Genomic DNA, 16202 nt, shown 5'->3' with positions numbered 1-16202 from the left:
ATAAAGCGAATCGGTGTGAGATTTCCGCGAGGCCGGATACACGACCATCCACGGCTACGGCTATCGGAATGCCGCAGTGCCAGGGCCGGTCATATCAGCGAAGATTCCGGCGTTCGCGGCATGAGGGTCGCGGTGAGTACCGCACCGGCGAAAAGTAGTGCACCGCATATCCACAGCGCGTCACGGAAACCGCTGCCGAAGCCGATGGCATCGGTGAGCGGCGCGCCCGAGATACCGACGAGCCCCGGCAGCGCGGCGACGGCGAGCAGTTGTGCGGTCCGGGCGACCGCATTGTTCACCCCGGAGGCGATTCCGGTGTCCGACACCGACACCGCGGCGAACACCGCACCGGTCAGCGGGGCAACGAAGACGGCCAGACCCGCACCGAGCACGACGGTCCCCGGCAGCACATCGCTCAGATAGGTTGCGCGCGGACCGATCTCCGTCAACAGGACGGCACCGAACCCGGCAAGTGCCGAGCCGAGTGTCATCGGGATCCGTGCACCGTGCCGTTGCGCCCACCGACCCGCGGCCGGGGACGACACCAGCATGATCCCGGTGATCGGCACCGTGGCCAGGCCCGCCGCCAATGGCGAATACCCCGCGACCACCTGCAATTGGAGTGGCAGCAGGAAGTAGACGCCACCCAGGCCCGCGTACACGGCCGCGGTCACCATATTGGCCGCGGTGAATATCCGCGAGTGGAACAGTGATGGCGGCAGCAGCGGATGTTCACCGCGCAACTGGATGAGCGCGAACATCCCGAGCAACGCCGCGCCGAGCAGCGACATCCACCCGCGTGCGCCGATGAACCCGTAGGTGAGCGCACCCAACCCGGCCACGGCGGTGGCCGCACCCGATAGATCGAGTGGTCGCCCGTGCGCATCCCGCGACTCCGGAAGGTAGCGCACCGAAACGACGGTCACGGCCACCGCGAACGGCACGGTAATGAGAAATACCGAGCGCCACCCGGCCGACTCGGTCAGCCAACCGCCGACCACGGGTCCGACCGCCTCGACGACCCCGACAAGTCCGGCCCACAACCCGATTGCCGCACCGTGATCACGACGATCGATCGAGGCCGTGATCAAGGCCAGGCTGCCCGGGGTGAGCAACGCACCCGCGATCCCCTGCACAACCCGCGCCACGATCAGCATTTCCATGGTGGGCGCGACGCTGCACAGTAGCGATGCCACCGCGAAACCGATACTGCCCCACACGAATACCGCACGCCGACCCACCCGGTCGCCCAATCCCCCGCCCACCAGGATCAGCGATGCCAGCGCCAGCGTGTAACCGCCGACGACCCACTGCAAGTCGGCCACTTCGGCACCCAGACTCGAACCGATACGCGGCACAGCGACATTGACGACCGGCGCATCCAGCAGGACCACCGCCGACCCGAGCACCGCGGCCGTCATGACCCACCGTCCGGTGACCGAACTCAGTCGCGGCGGTGCGGGCCCGGCCCGGTTCGGCGCAACAAGATCGCTCACGATGGGAATTCTCGACTCGCCCGCCGCACCCCCGCCAACCGGCGACCCCCACATTTACATCGGCTTAAGTTTGGCAGTCGACCGACCAGTTCGGCCGCGGGCACTCGCGCGATCCGCCGTGGATCGATACCGAGTTCGCGCCGGGCCGTGGGACGCGGCGATCGGCGACACTGGCCAGACATCGTGTCTGCCTGGGATCGCATCGAGTCCACCCGCGCGTGAGGTGGGAGATTCACTTCGGTGCCGCGCATCGACTGCTCACCGCGATCGGCACGGCGGTCGTCTACCGGTACCCCGGCACCGGAACCGATCCACCGCGGTCCGCGTTCGGCGGTAGCCGGGCTTGGCGTTTGTCGGTTTCGCCGCAATCGCTGTGGAAGCGCACTGTGAGTGGCAACGGGTCGCTGACAGCGATGTCACATCAGGTGTCATCCCGGCGAACAGCTCTGACCTGCTGGGCCTGACACCAGGATGAGTAGGCCGAACCCGCACATCATGGCGAGAATCCCACAGCTGCTCACAGTAAGTCGTACCAGGCTGATCTGGTGGTGGTGGGCCCACAGATCGGCCAGCAGGACAAGCCCGAATGCCAGCATGGTGCATGCGCCGGTGATCTGAAAGCCTTGCGCAGCTGTGAATGCCGCGTCGCGTGAAGCTGGGGCGCCAAAGACCTCGTCGCAGTAATCGCCGACTCCTCCGGTGAAGAGGGCATAGCCACCCAGGAAGATGGCTGGCCCGAGCAGGACCGAGCCGACGACATAGGTCAACGCAAGGACGACCGGACGTTCCAAGAGCTTCACCCTACGTACCGTAGTTCGCCTCCAGCAGTGGACATCTCACGAGCAGCCTTCAGCCGACGCGCTGCGGATCGATACCGAGTTCGGACAGGTTCATGGCCATCTTGTGGTGCACGGCCGGAACCCAGTCCAACGCGCGCAGCACGGTATTGCGCAGGCCGCGCAGGGGTGCGCTGTCCACGGTCGCGACCCGAGTCATCTTGTCGGTGAACGCTACAACACTCTCCGCGACCGGTCGCCGCTCGGCCTCGTACGCGTCCAAGAGGCTGTCGTCTGCACCATCGCGGATCACCGCAGCGAGCTTTGCGGCCAAATTGAGCCCATCCTGGAGACCGGTGTTCATACCCTGCCCACCAGCCGGACTGTGCACATGCGCGGCATCCCCGGCGAGGAAGATACGCCCCGCCCGATAACGCGCTGCCAATCGGTGGTGCACACGGAAGCGCGAACTCCACACGATGTGCTCCACGGTGGCCGGATGCTGTTGCGGGCCACGGGTACTCAGCAGGTGCTGGACGTGGAAGTGGTCGGGCTGCGGCGGTGCGTCGTCCACGGTGGCCACGATGCGGTGGCGACCGCCCGGCAGTGGCGCGAGGACGGTGACCCCCTCCGGCGAGAAGTACAGCCGGATCTCCGCATCGGGCACATCACCGCCCAGTACGGCATCGGCGAGTACGAACGACTGCGCGTAAGTATCTCCCTCGAAGGCGATTCCGGACTGTTCGCGGACGAGGCTGTGCATCCCGTCGGCCCCGACGACATAGCGCGCACGGATCACCTCACCGGTGGCCAGGGTCGCGGTGACGCCGTCCGGGTCCTCGGCCAGCGCGGTCAGCTCACACGGCCGCGACACCTGGGCGCCGGTCGTCACCAACCGCTCCAGCAGTACCTCTTCGGTGAGGTCCTGTGGGATCAGCAGCGTGAAGGGATAGTCGGTGGGCAGGTCCTCGAAACCGACGTGCAGCAGCACGCGATCGCGTTCGCGAACCGTGGCCTGCCCGACGATGATTCCCCGCGACACCAGCTTGTCGGTGACATCCAGTTCGGTCAGCACCTCGAGGGTGCGGGCGTGGACGACGGCGGCACGCGAGGTGTTCTCCCCTGCGGCCTGCTTGTCGATGAGTACGACGGGGACACCTTTGTCGGCGAGCGATGCGGTCAGCGCCATGCCGACCGGGCCCGCACCGACGACGAGTACTTCGGTCTGGGTGGGAATGTTCATGGTGGTGACGCTACGAACCATCCGACCGGGACCGCGTCTGTCGAATGACGGTAATAGCCAGCGTGCTTCACACCGCCGGTTAAGTCATCGCATACCTGGCGAGTTCGGCACGCGAGGCCACACCCAGCTTCGGAAACGCCTTGTACAGGTGATAGCCGACAGTCCGGGCGCTCAGGAACAGCTGGGTGCCGATCTCCCGATTGGTGGCACCGGTCGCGGCCAGACGCACCACCTGAAGTTCCTGCGGGGTGAGTGAAGCCAGCGGATCGGACTCACGGCCCTGGTCCGATATCGAGATTCCGGTCGCCCGCAATTCCGCCGCCGCGCGCTCGGACCACGGGACCGCGCCCAGCAGATCGAAGGTCGCCATGGCCGCCTGCAACTGGGTCCGCGCCTCGGCGCGACGGTTGTGGCGGCGCAGCCATTCGCCGTACATCAGTTCGGTTCTGGCCTGTTCGAAGGGCTGATCGCCGCGCGCGTGCAAACGCAGCGCGCGCTCGTAGAGATCCGCCGCGTCACCATCGGTCAGCAGGGCGTGACAGCGGTGCAGGACCGCGAGCGCCCATGGTTGGTCGATTGCCCTGGCCCAGTTGGTGAACCGCGTCAGCGCCTGGTGTGCGCGCTGCGGATCGCCGATGCGGACGGCGGCCTCGACATAATCGGGATAGGCATAGCGCCAGACGAATGCGTGCCTGCCCGGACCGGCTGCCGATTTGTCGAGCCGGTCCAGCACCTGTGCGTACCGGCCGTAGCCGGAGTCGAGTGCGGCGAGAGCGTAGGTGGCCCAGGTGATCCCGGTCATCCACATCCCACCCTCCGCGATCGCTTCCGCGGCCAGCGCCCGGCATTCCTGCTCCGCGCCCGCCACCCCGGCCGACCATGCGGCGACCCCGGCCAGGTAGTACTTCCAGTAGTGCTGGCCGATGTCCTCGGCGAGTCGCCGTGCCTCGGCCGCGGTGGCCCGCGCCGCGCGATGCCGTCCGGTCGCGAGTTCGGCGATCGCGAGCATCATCATGGCCTGGGGCATGCGCCCGATCCGGCCCGCGGTGCGGCAGGCGTCGACCAGACGCGTCGCATCCCGGTACATACCGTCCACATCGCCACGGGCGAAACCCAGATAAGCGGCGACAATATGCAGGTCGACCGGCAGGTCGGCGACATCGCCGAGATTGTGCGGTGCGATATTGACGGCCAGTCGATCCCCTTCCAGCAGCAGGCGAACATCGCGCGCCAGCGCGTGAATCGCGTGCTCCGGCCCACACATTCCGGCTGCGAGGTCTTCGGTGCGACGAGCCAGTACGAGTTGGTCCGGATGCGGGCGGCTGGACCAGGCATAGATGACCGCCCAGCCGAGCATCGCCAGGCAGGTCGGTCGATCATGCGCAGCCCCCGCAGTGAGTGCGCGGACCCCGTCGTGCAGCAGTCGCGTGGCCTCGAGCGGATGTCCCGCCTCGAAGGCCAGCCCGGCGCGCACCCGGGCGAGTTCCGCCACGACCGACGGCTCGACGGGCGGCGGTCCCGAGTTCGCGCGCTCCGCCAAATCGGTTGCGCGCTCGGATAATCCGGCCTCGTAGGCGGCAGTTGCCGCGATTGTCCAGCGACGAGACCTATCTGCCGCGGCGGGTGAGAGTTCCGCGGCCCTGGCATAGCCTGCGCTGACCGCGATCTGCCCACCGCGGCGGCGTGCCCGCACCGCGGCGTCCTCCAATTGCGCGGCGACCGCCTCGTCGGGCAGTGTGGTCACCGCGGCCAGATGCCAAGCCCTGCGGTCGTCGTCCACGGCCCCGGCCAGTGCCCGATGCGCCGTGACCCGCTCCGCGACATCGCAGGCCAATCGGGCGGCGGTGCGGATGAGCGGATGCCGGAATTCGATGCCGGAGGACGTGACCCGGGCCAGATCGGCCTGTTCAGCGGGCGCGAAATCGGTCAGTGCGGCACCGAGCGCGGGTAGGGCCCTGGTCACCGGCTCGATATGTCCGCTGTCGTCCAGGGCCGCAACCAGTAAACACAGCCGCGACGCCGCTGGCATCGCCCGGATCCGTGTCCGAAATCCGGTCAGCACCAGACTCGAGGGCGGTTCGGATCCGCCGAGTGAGTACCCGAGCGGTGTGTCGGCTCCGGCGCGCTGCGCGGGCGTGAGTGTGCGCGGAATCTCCAGCAGGGCGAGCGGATTGCCACCGGCCTCGGCGATGACATGATCCCGCGCGGATGGTGCGAGGGCGGCTGCGGCATCGACGAGCTGTTGTGCGGCAACAGAATCGAGTCCGATCAGCTGCAAATCGGGCACGCCGGGTGCGAGAAAGGGACGCTCGCCGTCGCGGGCGGCGAAGATCAGCGTCACCGGCTCGCTGTGCAGGCGCCGCACCGCGAACAATAGTGCGTCGGCGGACTCCTGATCCAGCCAGTGTGCGTCATCGATCAGGCACAGCAGCGGTCCGTCCATCGAAAGTTCGGTGAGCAGGCTCAGGGTGGCCAGGCCGATGAGAAAGCGGTCGGCCGGTGTCGCCGAACCGAATCCCAATGCCGCCAGCAGCGCATCGGATTGCTGTCGCGGCAATTGCGAGACCGTATCCAGCACCGAACTCAGCAGCACATGCAATGCGGCGAAAGGCAATTCCGTCTCGGACTCGATACCGGTGACCGAGAGCAGTCGAGCATCGGCCGACCTGGCGTATTCCAGCAGCGCGGACTTGCCGATCCCCGCCTCGCCGCGCACGACCAGCGCGCCGGGACGCCCCGCAACGGCGTCGGCGAGCAGTGTGTCGATCCTCGCCTGCTCCACCGTGCGGCCGTATAACATCCGTTCGCCCTGACTTCCGTCCACCATCGATCAGAGCGCACCCTAACGTCTTCCGGAAGCTTCTTCTCAATGCCGGGACGGGATGTGGATGTTCGCGGGCGCGATGGCGGATGATCGCGGTGCGCGGCTGGCTTAGGGTGCCAATGGCGCGAGCCCGAGACGATATCGGCCGGGCAGCGCGTGTCGCCGATCAGGGAGGTCTATTGGAGCGCGAAATTCCCATGCGGCGAGACGGATTCGACGGACCGGGGATGCCGTTCGTGCCGGATGACCTGTCCGATGTGATGGTGGTGGCCGGGGCGGCGCGGTCGTATCGCAACAGCGTGCACGAGGAAATCAAACTCGTGCAGGTGACGGGCTCGGGATTCACCGTGCGCAGGCGCGGCAGCGTGTATCGGGCCGCGCCCGGTGAGCTGGTCGCGCTGCATGCCGACGATGCGCACTCCGGGGCGCCCGATGAGCTGGGCTCGGCGAGTTGGCGCATGATGTGCCTGTCGCCATCGCTGATCGCCGAGGTCATGCCGTCGCAGACGATGCGGTTCGGCGATGTCGTCGTCGGCGACCGTGCGCTGTCGAACCATTTCCGGACCTTGCACACGCTCCTGCATCGGCCCGGTGGCCGTCCCGGTTCGGCGCTGCACCGGGAGGGTGGCCTGCTGGAATTCCTCGGCGCGTTGGCGTTGCGCGCGGACCGGGTCGAGGTTCCCGATATCGGGTCGAAGGCGGTCGGCCGGATCACGGAGGACGTCCGGGATTACTTGCGCGAGAACGTCTCCCGCAATGTGACACTGGACGAACTCAGCGGCGTCACCGGCACCAGCAAGTACCAGCTCGTACGCGCCTGCACCGCGCACTTCGGTCTGCCGCCGCACAAACTGCATGTGCGCCTGCGCCTCGACTACGTCCGGTGGATGCTGCGCGGCGGTATGCGGATCGCCGAAATCGCCTATGCGACGGGCTTTCACGATCAACCGCATCTGACGCGCGCGTTCACCGCCGCGTACGGCATGACACCGGCGACCTATCGGGCGAGCTTCCACGGCGCCGCGCGGCGCAACTGGACCCTGAGTGCCGCGCAAGAACGTACAAGACCGATCCAGTCGAATACGCCTAGCGTCGTGGTCCAGTCATGCGAAAGGGACACAGATGACGCTGCTCGAGAAGGTCGAGTTCACCAGTGACGGGTATCGGCTGACGGGCGATCTGCACCTGCCCGAACCCGGCACCGTACGCGGTGCGGTGGTATTGACCGGCCCGTTTTCCGGTGTGCGAGAACAGGTTACCGGCTTCTACGCGGAGCGCTTCGCCCAGCGCGGTTACGCCGCATTGTCCTTCGACCACCGCAACTGGGGCGATAGCGAGGGCCTGCCGCGCCAGCACGAGGACGCCACCGCCAAGGTCGCCGACCTGCGGCACGCGGTGAGCTTCCTGGCGACGCGGCCGGAGGTCGACCCGAACAAGATCGCCGTATGCGGGGTGTGCCTGGGCGGGATCTACGCGACGCAACTGGCCGCATTCGATCCGCGGATCAAGGCAATCGCGCTCATCGCCGCCGCCTACAACAACCCGACGTTGATCCGAAACCGCTTCGGGGCGGACAACTTCGCCGCCTTGCTCGAGCAGTTCGCACAGATCGCCCAGCGCCAGTTCGAAACCGGCGAGATCGAATACTGGCCCGCCGTCAACCCGGCCGGAATGCCCGCCGGAAATCCCGGTCCGGAACCGTTCGCCTACTACGGAACCGACCGCGGCGCGCGAACCGGCTGGGAAAACCGCTGCACCGCGCTGTCGGTCCTGCAGGAACTGACCCTGGACGTGGACGCCTACCTGCCGCTGCTGACCGCCCCCGCGCTGATCGTGCACGGACGCGGCGACCAGGCCATCCCCGTAGCCGATGCCGAAGCCGCCTTCGCCAGCACCCCCGAACCCAAGGAACTTCTGCTGCTCGACACCACCGATCACATCGAGCTCTACGACGACGACACCTACGTGCTACCCGCCATCGACCGCGCCGTAGCCCACTTCGACCGAACCCTGTGACGCGGTCTCGACCGGCCCGGGCTGCGCGTATCCGAACTATGCCTCGGCGTGATGCCCTTCGACGAGCACTACGCTGGGCGCCGCCTTCCGCGCTATTCGGCCATGGCTCTAGGTTCTGTCTCCCAATGAGGTGAATCGATCAGGCCCGTGATCGGGGCCGATCGTGCATCATGTCCGTCGTGGCGACCGTGATCGGTGATCGATATCGGATTCTGACCGACAAGCATTGGGAACTACTGGAGTTGCTGCTACCGAAATCCGAAGGCCACGTTGGTCGGAACTTCTCCAACAATCGCCTGGTGGTGGAGGGCATGCTGTATCGGCTGCGTACCGGCTTACCGTGGCGTGACCTGCCCGAGCATTTCGGTCCGTGGCAGACGGTGTGGAAGCGCCACCGCCGCTACGCCGCCGACGGTACCTGGGACCGGGTGCTGACCGCCTTGGTCGCCCTCGCCGATACCACCGGCGACTTGGACTGGATCACCTCGATCGACTCGACGATCGTGCGGGCACACCAGCACGCCGCTGGAGCGCGCAGCGATGCGGTGACCGGGCTATGAACCGGCCGACCACGCCATCGGACGCTCCCGCGGTGGGCTGACGACCAAGGTGCACTTGGCCGCCGACGGCGGCGGCCGCGGCCTGGCCGTGCTGCTCACGCCCGGGCAGGCCCATGACTCGCCGATGCTGGCGCCGCTGCTGAAGGCGATCGCGGTGCCACGACTGGAAGGCGGGCCACCACGACGCAACCCCGAGGTGGTGATCGCCGACCGCGCCTACTCAGCGGCGGCGAACCGAACCCTGTTGCGGCGCAAGCGCATTCAAGCCGTGATCCCTGAACGCCGCGATCAAGTCGCCAACCGCAAACGCAAGGGACGAACCGGCGGTCGGGCACCGCGTTTCGACGCGCAACTCTACAAGCGGCGCAACGTAATCGAACGCGCCTTCAACAAGGCCAAGCACTGGCGGGCGGTGGCCACACGCTACGACAAGCTCGCGACCACCTACCGTGCCGGATTCGTCCTAGCCCTCATCGTCGAATGGCGCAAATCATTGGGAGACAGAACCTAGCTAGGCGTGCACCGCAGTGGGTGTCAGATCGAGCACGTTGTCGGAGGTGGCGATGGTGTCGGTGCGGTGGGTGATGGCGATGATGGTGGTGTCGCTGGCCAGGGCGCGCAGTGAGTTCAGGATGGCGTTTTCGGTGTCGCTGTCGAGGGCGGAGCTGGCCTCGTCGAGGAAAAGGATGCTCGGTTTGGCGATGAGGGCTCGAGCGATCGAGAGCCGTTGTTTCTCGCCACCGCTGAGTAGGCGTCCACCCTCCCCGATGCAGGTGTCGATACCGTCGGGCAGCTGGTCGAGTTTGTTGGCCAGCCCGACTTCGGACAGGGTGTCGATGATCTCGTCGTCGGTGAATTCTCTTCCCAGCAGGATGTTTTCGCGGATTGACAGGTTCATCATCATCGGTTCTTGGGGTACATAGCCGACGGCAGACCAGTAGGTGTGGTCATCGAAGGTGTCGAGTGGTTGTCCGTTGACGCGGACGGCACCGGTGTAGGTGGTGTTGAGTCTGAGCAGGATGTTCATCAAGGTGGACTTGCCGACACCGGAGGGGCCGATGATGAAGTTGAGCGCCCCGGGGGTGAAACAGGTGTTGAGACCGTCCAGGACTGGAAAGCCGCCCGGAGTGTATCGCTGGGTGAGGGCTTCAATATCGAAGACGGGTGCTCGGGTGAGCGTGGCTGGCGTGTGGTTCGTGGTCGGGCCGGAGGCGAGGCTCGTTGGCTGATCCTTGAGGAGGTCGAGCACGGGTTCTGCCATGGCTTTGGCTTGTGCGAAGTCTCGCAGCGATGTGCCGACGAGTTCGAAGGGCCGGTTGAGTTGGGCGAGCACGAGGACGAGCAGCAGAATCTGCGCCAGGTCGTGGCCGTCGTGGTGAAGCAGGAGCAGGGCGGCGAACGCGCCGCAGTATTGCACCATGACGAGCAGTCCTTGGAATCCGCCGTAGATGACGCGGCGGCTGTAGAAGGCGTTCCAGTTGGTGCGTGCGTCGTCGTAGTTGCGGCGGTTGACGTCGGCGATCCAGGGTTGGCCTCGGTAGACCCGGATCGAGATGATGTTGGCGACGACGTTGCCGAGAAGGTTGGCGTTGTCGTTTGTTTTGCGTTGTGCCGCGCGCAGATATTTGTCGGTGACATTGTTGCTACGCAGTGTCAACCACACCGTCGCGGTGCCGTAAACGAGCACGAATACGGCTACGACCGGGTTGATGCTGTGGCTGATCACCGCCATGGATATGGCCACATCGGATACGGCACCGAGGATCACCATCATGAACATCTGGATGTAGATCTTGTTCGACAGGTTGAAGCTCTGCACAAGCGCGGAGATCTTTGCGGCGTTAGCTTGAGCGAACACTGAGCCGTCAGCATTCATCACCTTGGCTAGCAGTTCGTCGCTGGCGACGTAGCCGACATCTTGTTGGACGCGGTTCATCAGAACGGTCTTGGCGTCTTGAAGAAAGCGCGCGGCTGCGGTGGCAGCGGCGAACACGACGAAGTAACCGAACAACTCCGTAGTTGGCCGGGCGATGTTCGAGACAGCGCGAACGAAGATCAGCGGGCCCGCGATAGCGCTGATCGAGGCGAGCAGTGTGATCGCGACGAAAACGGCGATGTGTCTGCGGGAGCTGCGCAGTCCTTGCCGCAGGATCGCCGCCTGGTCGCGGCTGATGATTCGATCAGGTCGTTGCCAAGGCATGGGCAATCCATTCATTGGTGACGGCGGCGCGGATAAGGGCGAATCTGGTGTCGCCGTCGGGTGTGTGTCCGTCGGCGAGCTGGGTGAGTTCCTGTCGATCGAGCAGATTCCGGTCGCACAGTTCGCTGTCGAGGATCCCCTGCGCGAGCCGACGGTAATCGTAGCGAGTATCCAGATCTCGGCCTCCGCCCTTGCCGATGCGGTGGACGATCTCGATGGGAAGCTGGGTGAACATCGCCCGCTCCACCGCGCGGTCGATGCCATCGTGCAGGTGGTGGGTTCTCGGTGCCGTCAGGCTGGCGCGGATCAATGGCCAGAACAGCGCCGGTTTGCGTTCGGTGCTTGTGCTATCAGCCAAGGCGATTCGGTTCATTTCCGCGTTGCGCAACGCGACGTATTGGAATGCCACGGACAGCGGCCAGGTTGACACCTTTTCCGTGCTCGGGATCAGGGCCATCTCCCGCGGAGGGCGGGCGAGGACGGAGGGTGCTCGGAAGGCTAGGTCGCCGAACATGTTTCGCCAGTGCTCGGTGTCTTCAGCGGGCCGTCGGGCTGCCCGCACCATCGTCCATATCGATTTGTGCTGGTGCGCCGCGAGCGCGCTCAGGACGCGGACCCGGGCGGCGCGGGTAGCGGCTTCACCGACCAGTTCGGGGGCGAGCGTGGCTCGGGAGAGTCGGAGGAAGAGTTGATCCCCGCCGTCGCCGCTGAGCAGGCGGGTGCATCCCAGTTCTGCGAGCTTGGCGTGGATCCGCTGGTTCAGTGGGCCCGCGGCGGCGATTTTGGATGGTCGCGGCGCGGGGGTGAATAAGTCCGCGGAGGTGTCGGTGCGCGACACGCCTTCGCTGGTTTCGATGTAGTGGGGTTGGGCGCCGGGGATGGCCCGGGCGAGCGCGGCGAAGTATTCGCGTTCGTCGCTGCTCTCGTCATCGTCGCGATGGGTGTTGATCAACGGTAGGGCGCTGTCGGGATGGCATAACGCGGTCGCGACCGCGACCACCGAGGAGTCCAAGCCACCGGAGGCAGCTATTCCTACCTTGCCTTCGTATCCGCTGGTTTTGTGCGCAACGCTGGCCAGCAACAGCTCGCGGCACATGTCGCGGGTCTGGTCGAACGACGATTCAGTGCGCCGAGGTGTCGCCGCGAACAGGTTCGGCAGGTGATCGGTTTGGTTGACCTCACCGTCGCGGCAGTCGAGGATCGCACCGGACAACAATTCGTATACACCGATGAACCCCGTTTGGGGCGTCACCCACGTCGAGTTGATCATCGAGCCATGCAGATATTCCCAGTTCAGAGACCACGAGTGAGTCGTAATGTCCACGGGCAGAGCGGTTCCCGACCACAACGTGAGCGTGTCACCGTCGAGGTGGTAGTAGACCTCCAGCTCAGAGAAGGCTGGTCTCGCCACGTATGCGACTCCACCGGTCTGGACGACGAACACGGTGTCACCGGCGAGGTTGTGGATCAGGTATTCGGCGATCTCGCGGGGGCGTCTTTTGCGGAGCACGGCTGGGTCTGGCCAGGCGGGCAGGCCGGTGAGCGCATCGACCGCGGCGCCGACCTGGGTGATCGTCGTCCACTTGGTGATGCGGTATTCGGTCACCGCGGCGTAGGCCTGCTGCGTAGCAAGGCGGGAAAGGTCGATGTTCATCGGCGCGGGGATAGTCGGAGGATCTCGCGGTAGGACTCGATGCGCCAGCGAAGGTCGTTGAGCAGATAGCCGTCGGCTTCCACCCAGGCGTGGGCCTGAAATGCCGGTTGAACTGTGATACCCAGGACGATGTCGGCGCAGACTCCGGGGAGCCTGTTGAAGTACAGGTATGCGCAGAGCGAGTCTTCGAGACACGGGATGTCGCGTCCACGGAATGCGCGGAGATATCTGTACACGCGGGCGTGGTGTTCGAGGGCTTCGGTCGGAGCGTTGGTTGTTGGCCGTGGCCCGATGGTGTCCCTGCAGACGGCCAGTTGGTGGCGGACCGGCACGGTGCGCATGCGTGCAGCGCGAGCCGCGGACCGTGCGAACAGAGTCGTCGAGCGCGGCGGCGGTATCAGGGACTCGTGTGCGTGGCGAACATCGCGAAGGTGGTGCCGCACGCTGGGACCTCGTTGGCCCGGCGCATCGGCGATGTCCGGCTCGACCAGGCTGTACCTGTTGACGTGCAGGTCAAGCTGCACACAACGCCCGTTCGACCAAGCTCTGTGGTAGCGAGTATCGAGCACATCTGAAGTCACAACGACTGGCCTTCCTGGTCGAGCCGGATCATCATTTACGGTGGACCTGGCGGTCAGGTCCACTTATCGAACGTCAACTGGTCGACGACGAAGTCGAACTCGAAACCCTGCGTCAGCTCGGTAGCATCCCCCAGGTCGATCGTGTTCCCCATACAGATTCACCCCCTCTCCATTTAGTGCTCTTGAATACTTGGACGCGCTGGGCACCTGATCGGTTCCATCGTTGTCGCAGTTAATATTTCGAGCGCTCGCCACCGCTTGATGGGCCCCACCACAGCAAGTTTCTCCGCAGTGGCGCATCCGAGCCCAGCCGTCCAGTGACCTCGCTGCAGGTCGTGGCCCGGGAGCGGTTCGGCGACAACGCGATCAGGCGGAATGCTCGGTGAGACATCGCGAGCCGCGGGTGCGGACTATGGTGGCTGGTTCATAAACATCAATGCGCAGACTGGACCGCGACGAGGTTGGCACATGAACGGCAGCGGGTGGTCCTTGGGACATCCCACCGAGGGGTGCATCCGACCGCCCAGGTGATGTCGGGCACCTGCGGCTGACGGCAAGCACTAGGTTCTGTCTCCCAATGAGGTGAATCGATCAGGCCCGTGATCGGGGCCGATCGTGCATCATGTCCGTCGTGGCGACCGTGATCGGTGATCGATATCGGATTCTGACCGACAAGCATTGGGAACTACTGGAGTTGCTGCTACCGAAATCCGAAGGCCACGTTGGTCGGAACTTCTCCAACAATCGCCTGGTGGTGGAGGGCATGCTGTATCGGCTGCGTACCGGCTTACCGTGGCGTGACCTGCCCGAGCATTTCGGTCCGTGGCAGACGGTGTGGAAACGCCACCGCCGCTACGCCGCCGACGGTACCTGGGACCGGGTGCTGACCGCCTTGGTCGCCCTCGCCGATACCACCGGCGACTTGGACTGGATCACCTCGATCGACTCGACGATCGTGCGGGCACACCAGCACGCCGCTGGAGCGCGCAGCGATGCGGTGACCGGGCTATGAACCGGCCGACCACGCCATCGGACGCTCCCGCGGTGGGCTGACGACCAAGGTGCACTTGGCCGCCGACGGCGGCGGCCGCGGCCTGGCCGTGCTGCTCACGCCCGGGCAGGCCCATGACTCGCCGATGCTGGCGCCGCTGCTGAAGGCGATCGCGGTGCCACGACTGGAAGGCGGGCCACCACGACGCAACCCCGAGGTGGTGATCGCCGACCGCGCCTACTCAGCGGCGGCGAACCGAACCCTGTTGCGGCGCAAGCGCATTCAAGCCGTGATCCCTGAACGCCGCGATCAAGTCGCCAACCGCAAACGCAAGGGACGAACCGGCGGTCGGGCACCGCGTTTCGACGCGCAACTCTACAAGCGGCGCAACGTAATCGAACGCGCCTTCAACAAGGCCAAGCACTGGCGGGCGGTGGCCACACGCTACGACAAGCTCGCGACCACCTACCGTGCCGGATTCGTCCTAGCCCTCATCGTCGAATGGCGCAAATCATTGGGAGACAGAACCTAGTGCCCCGTCCAGGGCTTCTGCCGTATCGCCCCCGGTCCAGCGGTCCGTTGAACGTAGTCGAATGGTCGTCGACCAGGCCGGATTCGACCGCCATACGACTACGTTCGGCGAGCAGCCGGCGCCGAAGGCGGAGCAGCCGCCTTGCGACCTATGGGTCACCCGCGCTTCTCGGCGGAGATGTAGCGCGCCTCCTGCATGCGGTCGAGCAGTTCGGCGGGCAAGTCGGCGGGCAGGTCGGTGATCGGGCGGCCGTAGTCGGCGGCCAGGTCGAAGGGGGTGGCGCGGTGGACCGACCAGCCGTGCTGAGACAGCCAGTCCCCGGGATCGGCGCGGTCGTCGTCGTACCACAGGTCGCGTACGTTCAGGCTGCCGAACGGGTTGTCGCCGAAGAACTTTTCCTCCATATCGAAGTGGCGCTGGTCCAGGCCGCGGCCGAAGTCGTCGGTGGCCACGCTGCTGCCGAGCGCGGACAGGGCGTCGATGCGTTCGAACAAAGCGTCGTGTGCCGAACCCGGCAGGAACGGCAACAGCCCCTCGGCCGACCACGCTGCCGGGCGCCCCGGATCGAAATCCGCGGCTGTGAGCGCGGCGGGCCAGTCGTCGCGTAGATCGACCGCCAGCGCGCGCAGATCGGCCCTGGCCACGGCACCGTGATCGGCGAGCACCTGATTCTTGAACTCCAGCACCCGGGGCTGATCGATCTCGAAGACGACCGTGCCCGCGGGCCAGTCCAACCGATATGCCCGCGCGTCCAGACCGGATGCCAGGATCACTGCCTGCCGCACACCCCGATGCCACGCCGCGGCGAAGAACTCGTCGAAGAACTTTGTCCGGACCCCCATGAACCGCCCGAACAAACCGACCGAGCCCGCCGACGCGGGGTCGTCCAGCATCCGCAGAAAGTGCGGTTCACCCGCCGCCGCGACGAACCACGCCGCATAGTCGTCGCGGATCATCGGTTCGGGATCGATCGTCTCGAGTGCGCGAAACGTGGCGACGCCCAAGGCGGTCAGACCCACGCTCGTCACGATGTCCCAGCTGTCTCCGTCCGCTCGCATAGATATCACCCCATCGGTGTCAGCGATCATCAGAGCTCCGCTGAAGCGGAGTTAACGCCCCGCATCTACCCCATCGATTTTCCTCCCGTGTAGAACATCCGGGCAACGCCCCGGACCCGCGTCCGCCGGGGACACTGTCGGCGGCGACCTGACGCACGTGGCACTATCGGGCGTCACACGAACGTTATGCGCTGCCCCTGTGCCCGCCCCGAACGGCACGCCGAAACCCTTGGTCACGCCAATGCCGGGACGTCCAAGGCGTCGGCGGTGC

Annotated in this window: 10 protein-coding genes and 2 pseudogenes; 4 read left to right on the top strand and 8 right to left on the bottom strand. The window is 65.8% G+C overall.

Translation table 11 applies throughout. From position 1 onward, the window contains the following. Positions 1 to 89 precede the first annotated feature (89 nt). From ACQP2D_RS12725 to ACQP2D_RS12710, 4 genes are all read right to left on the bottom strand, one after another. The gene (locus tag ACQP2D_RS12725) at positions 90 to 1421 is read right to left on the bottom strand and encodes a DHA2 family efflux MFS transporter permease subunit (RefSeq protein ID WP_433685629.1); all 1332 of its coding nucleotides are present in this window, start codon (positions 1419 to 1421) and stop codon (positions 90 to 92) included. Positions 1422 to 1924: 503 nt separating this feature from the next. Next, a complete protein-coding gene (locus ACQP2D_RS12720) occupies positions 1925 to 2296 on the bottom strand; it encodes a hypothetical protein (RefSeq protein WP_433683907.1) in 372 nt (123 codons plus the stop codon). Positions 2297 to 2345: 49 nt separating this feature from the next. After that, positions 2346 to 3515, bottom strand: coding sequence for an FAD-dependent monooxygenase (locus tag ACQP2D_RS12715; RefSeq protein WP_433683906.1), 1170 nt, complete (start codon positions 3513 to 3515; stop codon positions 2346 to 2348). Positions 3516 to 3594: 79 nt separating this feature from the next. Beyond that, complete coding sequence (locus ACQP2D_RS12710; RefSeq protein ID WP_433683905.1) at positions 3595 to 6342, bottom strand: AAA family ATPase; 2748 nt, start codon at positions 6340 to 6342, stop codon at positions 3595 to 3597. An 83-nt stretch (positions 6343 to 6425) separates the two neighbouring features. Between ACQP2D_RS12710 and ACQP2D_RS12705 the strand changes: the two genes are divergently transcribed. From ACQP2D_RS12705 to ACQP2D_RS12695, 3 genes and pseudogenes are all read left to right on the top strand, one after another. Next, positions 6426 to 7496, top strand: coding sequence for a helix-turn-helix domain-containing protein (locus ACQP2D_RS12705; protein WP_433683904.1), 1071 nt, complete (start codon positions 6426 to 6428; stop codon positions 7494 to 7496). Then, entirely contained in the window at positions 7462 to 8355 is an 894-nt protein-coding gene (locus ACQP2D_RS12700; RefSeq protein ID WP_433683903.1) for an alpha/beta hydrolase, read from the top strand. Before ACQP2D_RS12705 ends, ACQP2D_RS12700 begins: the two co-directional genes overlap by 35 nt. A 170-nt stretch (positions 8356 to 8525) precedes the next feature. Then, a pseudogene (locus ACQP2D_RS12695) lies at positions 8526 to 9426 on the top strand (IS5 family transposase). Here ACQP2D_RS12695 and ACQP2D_RS12690 read toward each other — a convergent pair. Genes ACQP2D_RS12690 through ACQP2D_RS12680 form a run of 3 tightly spaced genes read right to left on the bottom strand, consistent with a single transcriptional unit; the run spans position 9427 to position 13212 of the window. Beyond that, on the bottom strand, positions 9427 to 11115 hold the full coding sequence (locus tag ACQP2D_RS12690; RefSeq protein WP_433683902.1) for an ATP-binding cassette domain-containing protein: 1689 nt from the start codon (positions 11113 to 11115) through the stop codon (positions 9427 to 9429). Next, positions 11096 to 12769, bottom strand: a complete 1674-nt coding sequence (locus tag ACQP2D_RS12685) for an asparagine synthase-related protein (protein WP_433683901.1) — start codon at positions 12767 to 12769, stop codon at positions 11096 to 11098. The genes ACQP2D_RS12690 and ACQP2D_RS12685 overlap by 20 nt, the downstream gene beginning before the upstream one ends. Continuing rightward, positions 12766 to 13212 (bottom strand): lasso peptide biosynthesis B2 protein, encoded by a 447-nt coding sequence (locus ACQP2D_RS12680; RefSeq protein WP_433685628.1) that lies wholly within the window; start codon positions 13210 to 13212, stop codon positions 12766 to 12768. The genes ACQP2D_RS12685 and ACQP2D_RS12680 overlap by 4 nt, the downstream gene beginning before the upstream one ends. A 760-nt stretch (positions 13213 to 13972) precedes the next feature. On the opposite strand from ACQP2D_RS12680, the pseudogene ACQP2D_RS12675 reads away from it, so the two are divergent. Then, a pseudogene (locus ACQP2D_RS12675) lies at positions 13973 to 14873 on the top strand (IS5 family transposase). Between the two features lie 155 nt (positions 14874 to 15028). On the opposite strand, the gene ACQP2D_RS12670 reads toward ACQP2D_RS12675, so the two are convergent. Continuing rightward, the gene (locus tag ACQP2D_RS12670) at positions 15029 to 15961 is read right to left on the bottom strand and encodes a class I SAM-dependent methyltransferase (protein WP_433683900.1); all 933 of its coding nucleotides are present in this window, start codon (positions 15959 to 15961) and stop codon (positions 15029 to 15031) included. Positions 15962 to 16202: the final 241 nt, after the last annotated feature.

It is taken from the genome of Nocardia sp. CA-119907 (assembly GCF_050955995.1).
Lineage (GTDB): Bacteria > Actinomycetota > Actinomycetes > Mycobacteriales > Mycobacteriaceae > Nocardia.
This window is presented reverse-complemented; position numbering and strand designations above follow the sequence as displayed.